Origin of the sequence: Micromonospora nigra (assembly GCF_900091585.1) — a bacterium.
Lineage (GTDB): Bacteria > Actinomycetota > Actinomycetes > Mycobacteriales > Micromonosporaceae > Micromonospora > Micromonospora nigra.
Genome location: NZ_FMHT01000003.1, coordinates 5,707,529 through 5,723,416, shown reverse-complemented (window position 1 = coordinate 5,723,416; position 15,888 = coordinate 5,707,529). Strand labels below are relative to the sequence as shown.

The 15,888-nt window shown below is 75.2% G+C and carries 7 protein-coding genes; all 7 read right to left on the bottom strand.

Features of this window, described 5'->3' with window-relative positions:
• Positions 1-11: 11 nt before the first annotated feature.
• The 7 genes from GA0070616_RS25080 to GA0070616_RS28510 all read right to left on the bottom strand — a co-directional run bounded on the left by GA0070616_RS25080 (position 12) and on the right by GA0070616_RS28510 (position 15,829).
• Positions 12-941, bottom strand: a complete 930-nt coding sequence (locus tag GA0070616_RS25080) for a 3-oxoacyl-[acyl-carrier-protein] synthase III C-terminal domain-containing protein (protein ID WP_091088296.1) — start codon at positions 939-941, stop codon at positions 12-14.
• Positions 938-2,242 carry a glutamate synthase-related protein gene (locus tag GA0070616_RS25075; protein WP_091088293.1) on the bottom strand — a complete coding sequence of 435 codons (1,305 nt, stop codon included), beginning with the start codon at positions 2,240-2,242 and terminating at the stop codon, positions 938-940. Before GA0070616_RS25075 ends, GA0070616_RS25080 begins: the two co-directional genes overlap by 4 nt.
• Positions 2,239-3,246, bottom strand: a complete 1,008-nt coding sequence (locus GA0070616_RS25070; RefSeq protein WP_091088290.1) for an asparagine synthetase A — start codon at positions 3,244-3,246, stop codon at positions 2,239-2,241. Before GA0070616_RS25070 ends, GA0070616_RS25075 begins: the two co-directional genes overlap by 4 nt.
• Before the next feature lie 14 nt (positions 3,247-3,260).
• On the bottom strand, positions 3,261-4,499 hold the full coding sequence (locus GA0070616_RS25065; protein WP_091088286.1) for a methylaspartate mutase: 1,239 nt from the start codon (positions 4,497-4,499) through the stop codon (positions 3,261-3,263).
• Positions 4,496-4,945, bottom strand: a complete 450-nt coding sequence (locus tag GA0070616_RS25060; RefSeq protein ID WP_091088282.1) for a cobalamin B12-binding domain-containing protein — start codon at positions 4,943-4,945, stop codon at positions 4,496-4,498. The genes GA0070616_RS25065 and GA0070616_RS25060 overlap by 4 nt, the downstream gene beginning before the upstream one ends.
• Positions 4,946-5,150: 205 nt before the next feature.
• A complete protein-coding gene (locus GA0070616_RS25055) occupies positions 5,151-5,357 on the bottom strand; it encodes an MbtH family protein (protein ID WP_091088279.1) in 207 nt (68 codons plus the stop codon).
• A 50-nt stretch (positions 5,358-5,407) separates the two neighbouring features.
• Positions 5,408-15,829, bottom strand: a complete 10,422-nt coding sequence (locus tag GA0070616_RS28510) for a non-ribosomal peptide synthetase (protein WP_091088276.1) — start codon at positions 15,827-15,829, stop codon at positions 5,408-5,410.
• Between the last annotated feature and the right edge of the window lie 59 nt (positions 15,830-15,888).

Sequence of the window (15,888 nt, the reverse complement as noted above, 5' to 3'; positions counted from 1 at the left end):
TCTGGTCCGGGTCAGTGGCGCCAGACGGCGGCGGAGAAGGTGGCGCCGAGCCCGACGGACGCCATGAGGTACAGGTCGCCGGGGCGCAGCCGGCCGGCGTCGCGGGCGTGGACGTAGTTGATGAACGGGTCGGCGGTGAAGCAGTGTCCGGTGACCGGGACGTTGTCCAGGTACACCCGGTCGAGCGGGATGCCGAGCAGTCGGCAGGTCCACGACCAGGACAGCCGGTTGACGTTGTGCGGCAGGATCACCGTCAGCTCGTCGACGGTGACCTCGGCGGCGTCGGCCGCCTCGCGGATCACCTCCGCGAGCACCTCGTTGTGGTCCTTGAGAAACTGCGGGTCCAGGGCGTGCGGGGGATGATCCTCGGCGTAGCGGCCCAGGGTGCGGGTGGCGTACCCGAGCAGCCGGTCCCGCTCCCCGCCGAGGGCGACCAGGCAGGCGGCGCTGGACTCCCCCATCACCGTGCTCTCCGGGATCATCTCCAGGATGGGGTTGAACACCTTCTCCCCGGTGAGCACCAGCGCCAGGGCGTCGGGGTCGCCGTCGCCGGCCAGCAACCGCCCCGCCAGGTCGACGGCGAGCAGCCCGGTGGCGCAGGCGTGCTGGGTGAGGGTGAAGCCCACCGCGTTCGGCAGGCCCAGCGCCGCGCAGACGTCCTCCAGCGGGGTCTGTCCGGCCCGGGCGACGGTGCTGATGGTGCGGGCCAGAACGACGTACCGGATGCGGTGTTCGTTGCCGCGCAGCGCGGTCAGTGACCGCACCGCGGCGGTCATCAGGCCGCGCAGGTCCTCGTCGGGGGCGCGACGCACCGAGTTCAGCCCGTAGAAGCGGCGGAACGTCCACAACAGGCGCGGGTCGGCGTCGACGGCGGCGCACACGTCGCCGATGTCCACGGCCAGGTCGGGGACGCGACACCCGACGTCCAGCAGTGCGGTCATGCCCGACCTCCGATCGGTGCGACGGGCTGCCCCGCCTTGGTGGAGATGGCCGTGGGCTGCCCCGGCCACCACAGGTCCTCGCAGGTCAGCGCGTCGACGCGGTACCGGCCGAGGGCGCTGACCAGCAGCCGCGCCTCCAGGGCGAGGGCCTGCACGAGCCGCACCAGGCCGGCCTCGGCGTCCTCGTCGACGGCCAGCAGCGCGGCCCGGCCCAGCCCGACGGCGGTGGCACCGGCGGCGAGGGCGCGTACGGCCCGACCGCCCTCCCAGATCCGGCCGGTCACCAGCAGGCAGCCCTCCGGCCGGCCGATGCGGCGCAGGCACTCGGCCAGCGGCAGGCCGACCTGGCCGACGAAGGCGCGCGGCGCCCATCCGGTGCCGCCCTGGGCCCCGTCGACGGTGACCGCGTCCGCGCCGGCCCGCCAGGCGGTGGCGGCGGCGTGCGCGACGTCGCGACCGGGGTGGAACTTCACCCACACCCGGGCGCGGGGGAAGTTGTTGCGCATGAAACGCACCTGCTGGCGCAGGATCTCCTCGGTGAAGGTGCCGGGGGTGGCGCAGCGCAGCCACCCGTCGCCACCGAGGACGTCGCACACGGCGAACCGGTCGGCCAGCCGCCGGGCGTCGTCGGCGCCGACGACGGTCATGCCGCCCAGCCCCGGCTTGGCGCCCTGGCCGGTCTTCAGTTCGAAGGCCAGCCGGCCGGAGTCGACGAGACCGCGCACCGACGGGTCGCTGTAGACGAGGTTCCACACCTCGGAGTCGGCGTCCTCGGTGCTCTGCTGCACCACCACGCCGCCCCGGTCGGGCGGGCAGGCGTCGGCGTAGGCACGCAGCCGGGCCAGGATCGGCGACCGGGTGGCGGCGTCGCGCCGGTAGCCGCCCACCGGCACCAGGTTCTCCCCGATGACCATGGGGATGCCGAGCTGACCGGCCTGCCGGCTGGCGGCGATCCCGGCGTCACCGGCGGCGATGCGGGTGGAGCCGAACGCGGAGACGTACAGCGGCAGCGGCGAGGCGAACCCGCCGACCGAGGTGGTCAGGTCCACGTCGTCGTGCACCGGCTCCCGGCCGAGGTCGATGAGCTTCTCCAGCCGCTGCGGCATGAACACCGGCGGCACCAGGCGGGCGGCGTCCAGTTCGTCGGCCACCCGCGGGTCGCCGGCCGGGGAGTCGGTGTCCCCGGCACCGAACAGCTGCCGGCCGTACGTGTCGGGGGACGGGAACACCTCGGCCGTGCCGCGCCGGGCACGGGCGCGGATGAGGTCCTCGGGCAGACCCGGGGCGTGCACGCCGGTCACGGGGCCACCACCCCGGGCAGCTTCGGGTAGGCGCTGACCTGCCACAGGGCGTCCAGGCCGGTGAGGAAACGCACGAGTCGCTGCACGCCCATGCCGAAGCCGGCGCTGGCGGGGATGCCCTCGCGGGCCAGCCGCAGGTACCAGTCGTACTTGGCGGGGTTCTCGCCGCTCTCCCGCATCCGGGTGACGATGGTGGCGTAGTCGGCCTCGCGTTCGCTGCCGCTGACCAGTTCCCCGTACCCGCCGTGGGCGATGAGGTCGAAGTTGCGCAGCACCCCCGGCCGGTCCGGGTCCTCCCGGTCGTAGAAGCCGCGGGAGCCCTTCGGGTAGTCGGTGACGAAGAACGGTCGGTCGGCCTCGCGGGACAGGGTCTCCTCCCCCACCCAGTCGATCTCGGCGTCGGCGCTCTGCGGGTGCCCGCCGCCGCGCAGCCGCTCGACGGCCTCGGCGTGGGTGCAGGCGTCGAACTTGCCGGTGACCAGCTCGGCGAAGGCCAGCGGATCGCGGCCGAGCGCGGCGAGGGTGTCGGGAACGGTGTCGAGCACGTGCCGCACCACGTGGGTGAGCAGACCGGCGGCGACGTCCATGGCGTCGTCGCGGGACGCTCCGGCAATCTCCACGTCGATCTGGTGGAACTCGACGAGGTGCCGGCCGGTGCCGGCGGTCTCCGGCGGTTCGACCCGCACGTTCGGGGCGATGTAGAACAGCTTGTCGAAGCCCCGCAGCGACGCCTGCTTGTAGAGGATCGCGCTGGTCATCAGCTTGTACGGGTGGCCGTAGTAGTCGACGTCGAGGGCCTTGGCACCCCGGCCGCCGGGGTCGGTGACCGGGCCGATCAGCGGCGGCAGCAGCTCGGTGAAGCCCTGGCCGCGCAGGTGTTCGCGGGCCGCGTACAGCGCCTCCTGCTGGATGGTCATGGCGGCCCGGGTGCTCGGGGCGACCAGGTGCTCGCCGAGCGGGGGCGGGCCGGCCGTGGCCTGTGCGGGGTCGTCCGTGGTGTGCATGTCGCCTCCCGGTGTCAGTGGTCGTACCTGCGGGCGACGGTGTGCAGCGCCGCCAGCAGTCGGGTGGATGTCATGGCCGGCCGGTCGCCGGGGGCCGCGGCCCGGATCGGCATCCCGCCGACCGCCGACCAGCGCAGCCACCCGGCGTCGTCGATCCAGCTACGGGACTGGCCGGCGTTGTCGGGGTGCAGGCAGTACGGGACGTCGAGGAGCCCTCGGCGGAACGCGGCGTGCAGGGCCCGGCCCGGCTCGGCGTGCAGGTCGAGGACCGCCTCCACCAGGGCCCGGGCCTCGGCGTACACGCCGGTGTCGGGCACCTCGGGCCCGCCCGTGTCGGTGGTCCCGGCGGTGGCGGCGGCGGTCTCCAGGGCGCGGACGTTCTCCTCGACGGTGGGGATGCGGTGCGCCTCGGCGCTGGTCTTGACGATCAGCCGCTGCGCGCCGGCGCGGACCGCCAGCCGGGCCGACGCCTCCAGCAGCCGGCGGGCGCCGCCGACCGTGGTCGGGAACACCCCCATGTAGGTGTAGAGGACGACGTGCCGGTCCACGTGCGCCGGCAGGAACTCCCCGGCGAGGCGGCGCAGTGCCCGCACCGCCTCGGCGTCCTGGTCGGGGTTGGTCTGCTGGGCGTAGCTCAGCGACACGCTGCCGATGCCGTGCCGGGCGAAGAACAGCACCTCCAGCAGGCTGATCGCCACGAGCAGCCCCGGTGGGCAGAGCTGGCCGAGCAGGCAGCCGCCGAAGCTCTCCACGTGGGCGGTGCCGGGGGCCCGCTCGGCGAGCAGTTCGCAGCCGCGCGCCCAGTGACGCACCGACTCGCGCAGCGGGGTGCGGCCGTAGGGCAGGCAGTAGGAGACGGGGCCACCCTCGGTGGCGTCGAGCCCGGCGGCGGTCAGCGCCCGGATGATCGACTCCGGTCGAGACGAGCCGTGCCGGACCTGCACCGGGAAGGTGTCGTCCCGGACCCCGTCGAACAGGGCGCGGGTCGTCTCCTGCGGGTACGCCACGATGGGGTAGCCGTTGAGCGGGGTGCCCTCGGCGAGGGCCCGCCGGGCGGCGGCGTACGCACCGACGCGGGTGTAGCTGTCGATGGTGACGGTGCCGACGGTGGTGGCGGCGGCGAACCGGGTCCGTTCCAGTCCGGCGCGCATGCGGCGCAGGTCGCTGAAACCCATCCGGGGCTGCACGACCAGCCGGCCGGCGGCGGCGGCGTCGGCGACGAACCGGCCGAAGGAGACCTGTCCGGTGCTCATGCCGGCCGCCCCACCGGGGTCCGCGGCTGACCGGTCAGCGCGGTGAGGTACCGCTCGAAGGCCAGCAGGTCGCCGTCGTCGAAGACGGCCTGGTAGCCGGCGGCGCGCAGCCGAGCCCTGCGGTGGGCGTCGTCCCGACCGTCGAGGCCGAGGTTGCCGCCGATGACGACCGGCACGTCGGCCAGGTCCGGTTCGGCTCGCAACCCGGTGACGGCGGCGAGGCCGTCGGCGTACCCGTGGCCGTTGACGCTGCTGACCACGACCAGGTCCGGCGCGTACGCCCGGCACCGGCGCACCAGCAGCTCCACCGGCACGCACGGGCCGAGGTTGTCCACCGCGTACCCCTGTTCGGTGAGGAGCAGCTCCAGGAACACCAGGTTCCAGGTGTGGGAGTCGGAGACGGTTCCGGTCAGCAGGACTTTTCTCGCAGCTTGCGACAGCGCCATCGGGGCTCTCCGGGAATGGGAGGGGACAACCGGTGCGGGCGCGGTTCGCGCGTCCGACGGTTTCGTTGTGCTGATGTCGACCCTAGGAGCGCGGACGGGCCGCAGCCGGTAGTTGCAGGGGCAGGAAGGCGGGCAGGAGCGGCACCGGTCCCCACACATGACGGCGGCCCCCCACGCCGTCGTGGGGGGCCGCCGTCGGGTTGCGTCAGGCGTACTGGGCGAGCAGGCTCTTCGGCCGGATGTCGGTCCAGGTGCGCTCGATGTGGTCGAGGCACTCCTGCCGGCCGGCGGGGCCGAGGGTGGCCTGCCAGCCGGCGGGCACGGCGACGAAGACGGGCCACAGGCAGTGCTGCCCCTCGTCGTTGACCAGGACCAGGAAGGTGCCGTTCTCGTCCTCGAACGGGTTGACCATGTCAGTTTCCTCTCTCGTTGTTGACTGACGATTCGTCGACAGGCAATTCGTCACGCGGTTCCGGACAGTTTCCCGGCGAGGATCCCGCCGATTTCCGCGAGTGGTTCCGATTCGGTCATGCGCAGGTGCGTGGTGTCGATGTCGTGGCATTCCAGGTGGCCGTCGAGGTGGGGCAGCCACCGGGCCGGGGTCAGCCGGTCGGCCCCCGCACCGTCGCCGGCCCGGCCGGCCGTGGTGTCCGCGCCGGCCCGGCCGGCGGTGGTGTCCGCGCCGGCCCGGCCGGCGGTGGTGTCCGCGCCGGCCCGGCCGGCGGTGGTGTCCGCGCCGGCCCGGCCGGCGGAGAAGAACAGCAGGTCGCCGGTGAACACCTCCGGCCGGTACGCGGCCATGATCTCGGCGTGGTTCACCGCGGCCAGGACCAGCGCGTGGACCTCCGCGCCGGTGAAGCCGGCCAGCACCGGGTCACGGCGGCGCAGCACCTCCACCACGGCGTGCGGGTCGTACCGGTCGAGGAAGCCGTCGGGCAGGTCGTCGGTGTCGTCGCCGACCAGCATCCGCATCACCTCGCGGTCGTCGCGGGGGCGGGTGGCCTGCTCGGCGGGCACCGGGTAGGCGTCCATCAGCGCCAGCAGTTCCACCTCCTCCCCCATCGCCTGGAGCCGGGTCGCCATGGCGTGGGCGACCACTCCGCCGAAGGACCAGCCGAGCAGCCGGTACGGCCCGTGGGGCTGCACCCGCCGGATCTCGGCGAGGTAGTCCTCGGCCAGCTCGCCCACGCCACCGGCCCGGTAGCCGGGGGTGGACAGGGCGCGGGTCTGCAGGCCGTACACCGGCTGGTCGGGCCCGAGGTGCTGGGTGAGCCCGGCGTACGACCAGCTCATCCCCGCGCCGGGGTGGACGCAGAACAGCGGCGGGCGGGTGCCGGTGGTGCGCAGCGGCAGCAGCACCCCCGTCGCCGTGCCGTCGTCGGCCCCGTCGCCCAGCAGCCCGGCGGGGGTGGGCCGCTGGAACAGGTCCCGCACGGCCCGGTCCAGGCCGAGTTCGGTGCGGGCCCGGGCGATCAGGCGGGTGGCCAGCAGGGAGTGGCCGCCGAGGTCGAAGAAGTTGTCGTCGGGGCCGACCCGGCCGACACCGAGCATCTCGGCGAACAGGGCGCACAGCCGCTGCTCGGCCGGGGTGCGGGGGGCGCGGCCGGCGGCCGTCCCGTGCTGCGGGGCGGGCAGGGCCCGTCGGTCGAGCTTGCCGTTGGCGGTGACCGGCAGCCGGTCGAGGACCAGCACCGCCGAGGGCACCATGTAGCCGGGCAGCTGCCGCGCGGCGGCGTCGACCAGGGTCGCCTCGTCGACGTCCGCGCCGTCGGCGGGCACGACGTAGCCGACGAGCCGCTTGTCGCCGGGCCGGTCCTCGCGGACGACGACGGCGACCTGGCCGACGCCGGCCTGGGCGCCGAGCACGGCCTCCACCTCGGCCGGCTCGATCCGGAATCCACGGATCTTGACCTGGCCGTCGGCGCGGCCCACGAACCGCAGGTCGCCGGTGCTGGTCCAGGCGACCAGGTCGCCGGTGCGGTACATCCGGCCGCCGGTCGGGTCGAACGGGTCGGCGACGAACCGTTCGGCGGTCAACGCGGGCCGGCCCAGGTAGCCGCGGGCGACCTGCTCGCCGGCCAGGTACAGCTCGCCCGTGCCGCCGAGCGGCACCGGGCGCAGCCGGTCGTCGAGCACGTACGCGCGGGTGTTGTCGAGCAGTCGTCCCAGGTGCACGCCGGTGAACCGGCGGTCGGCGGTCTCGAAACGCTGGTGGTGGGAGGCGAAGGTGACCTCGGTGGGGCCGTAGCTGTGCACCAGCACGGTGTCCGGGCAGTGGTCGAGCACCCGCCGCACGGCGGCCGGGGAGGCGACGTCGCCGCCGGTCCACACCTCCTTGAGCCGGGCCAGGGTGTCAAGTCCCTCGTCGGCCATGACGTGGAACAGGCCCATCGTGAAGTAGGCGGCGGTGACGTCGTACCGCTCGATGGTGCGGGCCAGCTCCCGCAGGTCGGTGCTGTCCCCCTCGGCGACGACGAGTTCCCCACCGTGCAGCAGCGGCACCCACATCTCGTAGGTGGACGAGTCGAAGCCGTACTGGGAGTGCACCAGCATCCGGCGGTGGTGCCCGGCGTCCCAGCACCGGTCGGCGACGAGGTCGCGCACGTTGCGGTGGGTGACGCCGACGCCCTTGGGCCGACCGGTGGACCCGGAGGTGAACATGACGTACATCAGGGCCTGCTCGCCGACGTCGACGGCCGGGTCGTGGTCGGGGGCGCCGGCCGGGGTGGCGCACTCGACGACGACGGTGCCGTGGTCCCGTTCGGCGGCGACGGCCGGACGGTGGGCGACGTCGGTCAGCAGCACCGTCGCACCGGAGTCGGCCAGGACGGTCCGCACCCGGGCGGTGGGCAGTGCGGTGCCGACCGGGACGTACGCGGCCCCGCACTTGAGCACGGCGAGGGTAGCCACCACCAGGTCGACGCCACGGGGCAACAGCACCCCGACCGTCGACTGGGGGCGGACGCCGGCGGCGATCAGCCGGTGGGCGAGGGCGTTCGCGGCCCGGTCCAGCCCGGCGTAGCTGAGCCGCCGGTCGCCGCAGGTCAGGGCGGTCCGGTCCGGGGTACGCCGCGCCTGCTCGCGGAACGCCTCGTGCACGCAGCCCCGGGCGACGGGCACGGCGGTGTCGTTGAGCCCGTGCAGCAGCCGTCGCTCGTCGGCGTCGAGCAGGTCGACGTCGCCGACGGGCCGGTCGGGGTCGGCGGCGACGGCGCGCACCAACCGGGCGAGACGCCGCGTGAGCAGGGTCGCGGTGGTCGGGTCGAACAGGTCGGTGGCGTACTCGAGGACGCCGCGCAGCCCGGCGGGCCCACCGGCGGTGTCGTGGGTCTCCCGGACGGACAGGGTCAGGTCGAACTTGACGGTGCCGGTGTCGAGGCCGATCTCGTCGCCGGCGAACGGCGAACCGGTCGGGTCCACCTCGGCGGTGTTCTGCACCAGCAGCATCACCTGCACGAGCGGGTGGTGGGCGGTGGAGCGGGTCGGGTTGAGTTCCTCGACGAGACGTTCGAACGGCACGTCCTGGTGGTCGTAGGCGGCCAGGTCCGCGTCGCGGACCCGGGCCACCAGCTCGGCGAAGCTCGGGTCACCGGAGACGTCGGTGCGCAGCACGAGCGTGTTGACGAAGAAGCCCACCAGGTCGTCCAGGGCCTCGTCACCACGACCGGCCACCACCGTGCCGATCGGCACGTCGGTGCCCGCCCCCAACCGCGCCAGGACCACCGCCAACGCCGACTGGAGCACCATGAACACGGTGGCCCCGCAGGCGCGGGCGAGGCGACGCACGGCCTCGTGGGTGTCGGCGTCGAGGGTGAAGGGCACCACCTCGCCGCGGTGGCTGGCCTCCGCCGGCCGGGGCCGGTCGGTGGGCAGCTCCAACACCTGCGGTACGCCGTCGAGCGTGCCCCGCCACCAGGCGAGCTGCCGGGCGAGCAGACCCGCCGGATCGTCGGCGGCGCCCAGCAGCTCCCGCTGCCACAGGGTGTAGTCGGCGTACTGCACGGGCAGCGGCGCCCAGTCGGGTGTCGTGCCGTCGATCCGGGCCCGGTAGGCGGTGGACAGGTCGCGCAGCAGCGGGCCCATCGACCAGCCGTCGGCGGCGATGTGGTGCACCAGCAGCACCAGCACCTGCCGGTCCCCGTCGGGGCGCAGCAGCCAGGCCCGCAGCGGCAGGTCGGTGGACAGGTCGAACACGTGGCCGGCGGCGGCGTCCACGGCCGCGGCCACGGCGTCGGCGGCGACGTCGAGCACGGTCAGTTCGGGGTGTGCCCCGTCCAGGACGAGCTGGTGTGGTTCACCGTCGACGGCCCGGTAGACGGTGCGCAGCACCTCGTGCCGCGCGGCGAGGTCGGCCAGCGCCGCGGCGAGGGCGTCGGGGTCCAGTTCGGCGTCGAGACGCAGCGCGACGGGGATGTTGTAGACGGTGCCGGGGCCGCCGAGTTCGGCGAGGAACCACAGCCGGTGCTGCGCGTACGACAGCGGCAGCCGGCCGGTGCGGGCGGCGGGCGTGAGGGGGGCCCGGGTGCCGGTGCCGCTGCTCCGGGCGACCCGGCGTTCCAGGCCGGCCGGGGTGGGGGCCTGGAACAGGTCCCGTACGCCGATCTCGGCCGCCCACACGGCGCGGACCCGGTTGACCAGTTTCGCCGCGAGCAGGGAGTGCCCGCCGAGGGCGAAGAAGTCGTCGTCGACGCCGACCCGGTCGACGTCGAGCACCTCGGCGAACAGGTCGCACATCAGCTGCTCGGCGGGGGTGCGCGGGGCGCGGGACGGGGTGCCGGCGGTGTGGTGGGGGGCCGGCAGCGCGGCCCGGTCGACCTTGCCGTTGGCGGTCAGCGGCAGGGCGTCGAGCACGACGAACGCGGCCGGGACCAGGTGCGCGGGCAGTGCCTCGGCGGCGGCGCGACGCAGGTCGGCGACGGTCGGCTGCACGCCCGGTTCGCCGGGGGTCAGGTATGCCACGAGCCGCTTGTCGCCGGGGCGGTCCTCGCGCACCACCACGGCCACCCGACCGACGTCGGGATGCCGGGCGAGCACCGCGGCCACCTCACCCGGTTCGATCCGGAAGCCCCGGATCTTGACCTGGTCGTCGGCGCGGCCGAGGATCTCCACCGCGCCGGAGGGGGTCCAGCGGGCGAGGTCGCCGGTGCGGTACATGCGGGATCCGGCGGGGCCGAACGGGTCGGCGACGAAGGCGGCGGCGGTGATCCCGGCCCGGTGCAGGTAGCCGTCGGCGAGGCCGGTGCCGGCGACGTACAACTCGCCGGTGACGCCGACGGGCACGGGCCGCAGCCGTCCGTCGAGGACGAGGCAGCGCCGGTCGGCCAGCGGCGCGCCGACGGGGACGGGTGCGGTGGCCGGCGGGGTGTCGACCGGGTGGCAGTTGGTGAAGATCATGCTCTCGACGGGGCCGTACCCGTGCACCAGCCGCAGCCCGGTGAAGCGGCGGCGGGCGCGGGCCAGGTGCTCCACGGACGGTGCCTCGCCCCCGGTGACGACCTGGTCGACGGCGGCGAGGGCGTCGGGATGCTCGTCGAGCAGCACGTTGAACAGGCCGGCGGACAGCCACAGGGTGGTGACGCCGTGGGCGGCGACGAGGTCGGCGATGCGGGCCGGTTCGGGCCGCTGCCCCGGGTGCAGCACGACGGTGGCGCCGTTGAGCAGCGCCCCCCAGAACTCCAGCGCGAACGCGTCCCAGGACACGGGGGCGGCCTGCAACCACACCTGGTCGGGGCCGAAGTCGACGAAGGTCTGCCCGCACAGGGTGCCGACGACGGCCCGGTGCGGGGACAGCGCCCCCTTGGGCCGCCCGGTCGACCCGGAGGTGAACATGACGCAGGCCGGGTCGCCGGGGTCGCCGGGCAGGTCGAGTGGGCTCGCGGGCAGCGCGTCGAGGGTGGCGGCGGCCCGGTCGAGCAGCACGGTGCGGGCGGGTCGGGCCGCGCCGAGGCGGGCGGCCAGGGCGGCGTCGGTGACCAGGGCGGTGAGCGAGGCGTCGGGAACCAGGGCGGTCAGGCGGGCGTCGGGGAACTCCGGGTCGAGCAGGGCGTACGCGGCGCCGGCCTTGAGTGTGGCGAGCACGGCGACGGCCATGGGCAGGCCCCGGTCCAGCAGGACGCCGACGACGTCGCCGCGCCGCACGCCGAGCGCCGCGAGGTGCCGGGCGAGCCGGTTGGCCTCGGCGTCCAGCTCGCCGTACGACATCCGGGCGTCGCCGTGCACCAGCGCGGTGCGGTGCGGGTCGGCGGCAACCCGGCGGGCGAACACGTCGGTGATCCGCTCGTCGGGCCGCCCGGCGGGGGTGGTGTCGTTGAACGCATGGACCACCTCGTGCCGCTGTTCGGCGGTGAGCAGCTCGACGTCGCCGACGCGGGTGCCGGGGTCGGCGACGACGGCGGCGAGCAGCCGGGCGAGGGTGTCGGCGAACCGGCTGACGGTGCCGGGGTCGAACAGGTCGACGGCGTACTCGACGGCGCCGGTGATGCCGGCGGGCCCGCCGGCCGGGTCGTGGTACTCCCGCACGGCCAGGGTCAGGTCGAACTTGGCCACGCCGGCCCGGAAGGACAGTTCCTCGCCGGCCAGGGCGCTGGCCGGCTCCGGGTCGCCGCCGTCGGCGTTCTGCAGCACCAGCATCACCTGCACGAGCGGGTGGTGGGCGGTGGAGCGGGTCGGGTTGAGTTCCTCGACGAGACGTTCGAACGGCACGTCCTGGTGGTCGTAGGCGGCCAGGTCCGCGTCGCGGACCCGGGCCACCAGCTCGGCGAAGCTCGGGTCACCGGAGACGTCGGTGCGCAGCACCAGCGTGTTGACGAAGAAGCCCACCAGGTCGTCCAGGGCCTCGTCACCACGACCGGCCACCACCGTGCCGATCGGCACGTCGGTGCCCGCCCCCAACCGCGCCAGCAGCGCCGCCAACGCCGACTGGAGCACCATGAACACCGTCGCGCCGTGCTCCTGGGCGAGGCGGAGCACCCCGGCGTGGGTGTCGGCGTCGAGCCGGAACGGCACGATCTCGCCGCGCTGGCTGGCCTCCGCCGGCCGGGGCCGGTCGGTGGGCAGCTCCAACACCTGCGGTACGCCGTCGAGCGTGCCCCGCCACCAGGCGAGCTGCCGACCGAGCAGGCTGTCCGGATCGTCGGCGGCACCCAGCAGCTCCCGCTGCCACAGGGTGTAGTCGGCGTACTGCACGGGCAGCGGTTCCCAGCCCGGGGCGTGCCCGGCGGCGCGGGCCGCGTACGCCTCGGCGAGGTCACGCAGCAGCGGGCCGGTGGACCAGCCGTCGGAGGCGATGTGGTGGGTGAGCACCACCAGCACCTGCCCGGGTTGTCCGCCGCCGGTCGGGCGCAGCAGCCAGGCCCGCAGCGGCAGGTCGGCGGACAGGTCGAACACGTGCCCGCAGGCGGTGTCGATCGCCTCGGCGAGGTCGTCGGCCGGCACGTCGAGGACGGTGAGGGGCGGCCGGGCCCCGGCCACGACCATCTGGTACGGCTCTCCGTCCGCACTGCGGTAGACGGTGCCCAGCACCTCGTGCCGCGCGGCGAGGTCGGCCAGCGCCGCCGCCAGCGGCGCGGGGTCCAGGGCGGTGGCGGGACGCAGCACCACGGGCAGGTTGTAGACGGCGCTGGGCCCGCCGAGCTCGGCGAGGAACCACAGCCGGCGCTGCGCGTACGACAGCGGTACCCGCCCGGTGGGGGCGACGACGGGAGCCAGGGCGGGCCGGGCCGCGGCGGCCAGCTGGCCGAGCCGCCGTTCCAGCGCGGCGGGGCTGGGGGCGAGGAACAGGTCCCGGATGCCGACGTCGGTGTCGAGCACCGTCCGCAGCCGGTTGGCCAGCCGGACCGCCAGCATGGAGTGCCCGCCGAGGGCGAAGAAGTCGTCGTCGGGGCCGACCGACGGCAGGCTCAGCACCTCGGCGAACAGGCCGCACAGCAGCTCGGTGCGCACCGGGTCCCCGGTTTCGGCGGCGTGGCTGCGGGCGCGGTCGGCGACGGCGGCGCGCACGGCGGCGCGGCGGGCGTCGAGGCCGGCGCGGTCGGCGTCGGTGAGCACGTCGAGGGTGCCCAGGGCGGCGGCCGGGTCGGCGGCGACGGCGCGCAGCAGCCGCAGGTACGCCGCCAGCAGCAGCTGCGCCGTGTCGGCGTCGAACAGGTCGGTGGCGTACTGGAGCCACACCTCGACCCCGCCGTCGTCGCCGGGGACGCAGGAGACGCTGAGGTCGAACTTGGCGGTGTCGAGGCCGGCGGGGGTGATCCGGGCGTCGAGGTCGAGGATCCGCAGCTCGTCGCCGGGTGGGGTGTCGACGGTGAGCATGACCTGGAAGAACGGGTGGTACGCCAGGGAGCGGGCCGGGTTGAGACGTTCCACCACCAGGTCGAACGGCACCTCCTCGTGTGCGTACGCGGCGAGGTCCGCCTCGCACACCCGGGTCAGCAGGTCGGCGAAGCCCGGGTCGCCGGAGGTGTCGGTGCGCAGCACCAGCGTGTTGACGAAGAACCCGACCAGGTCGTGCAGCGCCTCGTCGGGCCGACCGGCCACCGGCGTGCCGATGGGCACGTCGTCGCCCGCGCCGAGGCGGGTGAGGGTGGCGGCGAGCGCGGCGTGGAAGACCATGAACCCGGTGGCCTGGCAGGTCTCGCCGAGATCCCGCAGCCGGCGGTGGGTGTCGGCGTCGAGCAGGCCGCGAACGGACGCCCCTTCGAAGGTGGGCTCGGCGGGGCGGGGCCGGTCGGTGGGCAGGTCCAGCACGGCGGGCGCGCCGGCCAGGGTGTCCCGCCACCAGGCGAGCTGGGTGGCCAGCACGCTGTCCGGGTCGGACTCCTCCCCCAGCAGCTCCCGCTGCCACAGGGTGTAGTCGGCGTACTGCACCGGCAGCGGCTCCCGGTCCGGGGCGTGCCCGGCGACGCGGGCGGCGTACGCGGTGGCCAGGTCCCGCAGCAGTGGGGCCATCGACCAGCCGTCGGTGGCGATGTGGTGCAGCAGCAGCACCAGCGTCGACTCCGCGCCGGTGACGAACAGCCGCACCCGCAGCGGCTCGTCGACGCCGATGTCGAAGGTGCCGGCGGTGAACTCGGCGACCCGGGCGGCCACCTCGGCGGCCGGGCACTCCACCACGGACAGCCGCACCCCGGAGGTGGGCAGCACCCGTTGCACGGGTTCGCCGTCCACGGACGGGAACACCGTGCGCAGCACCTCGTGCCGGGCCACCACGTCGGCCACGGCCGCGTCCAGCGCCGCCCGCTCGGGCACGCCCGACAGGGCCAGCACCACGGGCACGTGGTACGTCGCCGACGGGCCCTCCAGGCGGTGCAGGAACCACAGCCGGCGCTGCGCGTACGACAGCGGGACCAGTTCCTCGCCCGGAGCGGGACGCCACCCGGCCGGTTCCGGCCGCCCGGCCGTCCGGGTCGGGTCGGCGGCGCGCAGCCGCCCCCGGTCGATCTTGCCGGTGCTGCTGCGCGGCAGCGCCGCCACCAGGTCGACCACGCCGGGCACGGCGGGGGCGGGCAGCCGCTCGGCCAGGTACGCGCGCACCTGCCCGGCGGTGACGTCGCCGACCACGTACGCGACGAGCCGCCGCACCCCGTCGCCCAGTTCCTGGGCGACGACGGCCGCCTCGCGGACGCCGGTGAGGGTGAGCAGGACCGACTCGACGGCGACCGGGTCGATCCGGTGTCCGTTGATCTTGACCTCGTCGTCGACGCGGCCGAGGTAGCCGAGCTGCCCGTCGGGGCGTACCCGCACCAGGTCGCCGGTGCGGTAGGCGGCCCGGCCGTCGAGGGTGGTGAAGCGGCGCACGGTCAGCTCGGGGCGGCCCAGGTAGCCGTGGGCGAGTCCGCCGCCGAGCAGCCACAGCTCGCCGTCGACGAGGGCGGCCCGCACGCCGGGCAGGGGCCGCCCGATCGGCACGTCTCCGCCGTCGTGGGTGGACAGGTCGGCGACGGTCGCCACGACGGTGGCCTCGGTGGGCCCGTACGTGTTGAGCAGCCGCACCCGGTCCCCCACCGCCCGCCGCCAGCGTCGCACCCGCTCCGGCAGGGCCGCCTCGCCGCCGATGACCACGGTCCGCAGCGCCGGGGGCAGCGAAACGGTGCCGGTGGACAGGGCGTAGGCCAGCTCGTGCCAGTACGCGGTGGGCAGGTCCAACAGGGTGATCCCGTGCGTGGCGCAGCCGGCCAGCAGGTCGGGCACGTCGAGCATGTCGTCGGCGCGCAGCACCAGCGTGGCCCCGGTGCACAGGGTCACGAACACCTCCTCGACGCTGGCGTCGAAGTGCAGCGGCGCGAACTGGAGCACCCGGTCGGCGGGGGTGACGCCGTAACGGTCCACGGCCCCGGCGACGAAGTGGGCCAGGGCGTCCCGGCCGACGACCACCCCGTTCGGGGTGCCGGTGGAGCCGGAGGTGTAAATGACGTAGGCGGTGTCGACGGGCACGGCGGCGCCGGGCAGCACCAGCTCACCTCGCGCCGCCACCTCGTCCAGGGTGGGCGGGGCGCCCGCGCACGCGTCGGCGAGGATCGCCTCGGTACGCGCCGTCGGTGCGCCCGGGTCCAGGGGCAGGTACGCCGCGCCGGCGCGCAGGGCCGCGAGGATCGCCACCACGGCCTCGACGCCCCGCGGCCGGTGGACCGCCACCAGCCGCCCCGGCCCGGCCCCCTCGGCGCGCAGCCGGTCGGCCCGCCGGGCGACGGCGGCGTCCAGCTCGGCGTAGCTGAGGCGGGTCACACCGGCGACGACGGCCGGGTGGTCCGGGTCGGCGTGGACCCGGGCCGTGAACGCCTCGTCGACCTCGACGGCCGGCCCGGCCAGTGGCCCCCCGTCGAGGATCACCGTCGGTCGGGGGCCGGCGGCGGAGGTGGGCGCGGGCCCGGCGTGGTCGATCGAGGGCATCGAACTTCCTCCTGGGGTCGGGTGGGTGGCGCGGAAGGGCCGGGCGGGCCCGGCGGCGG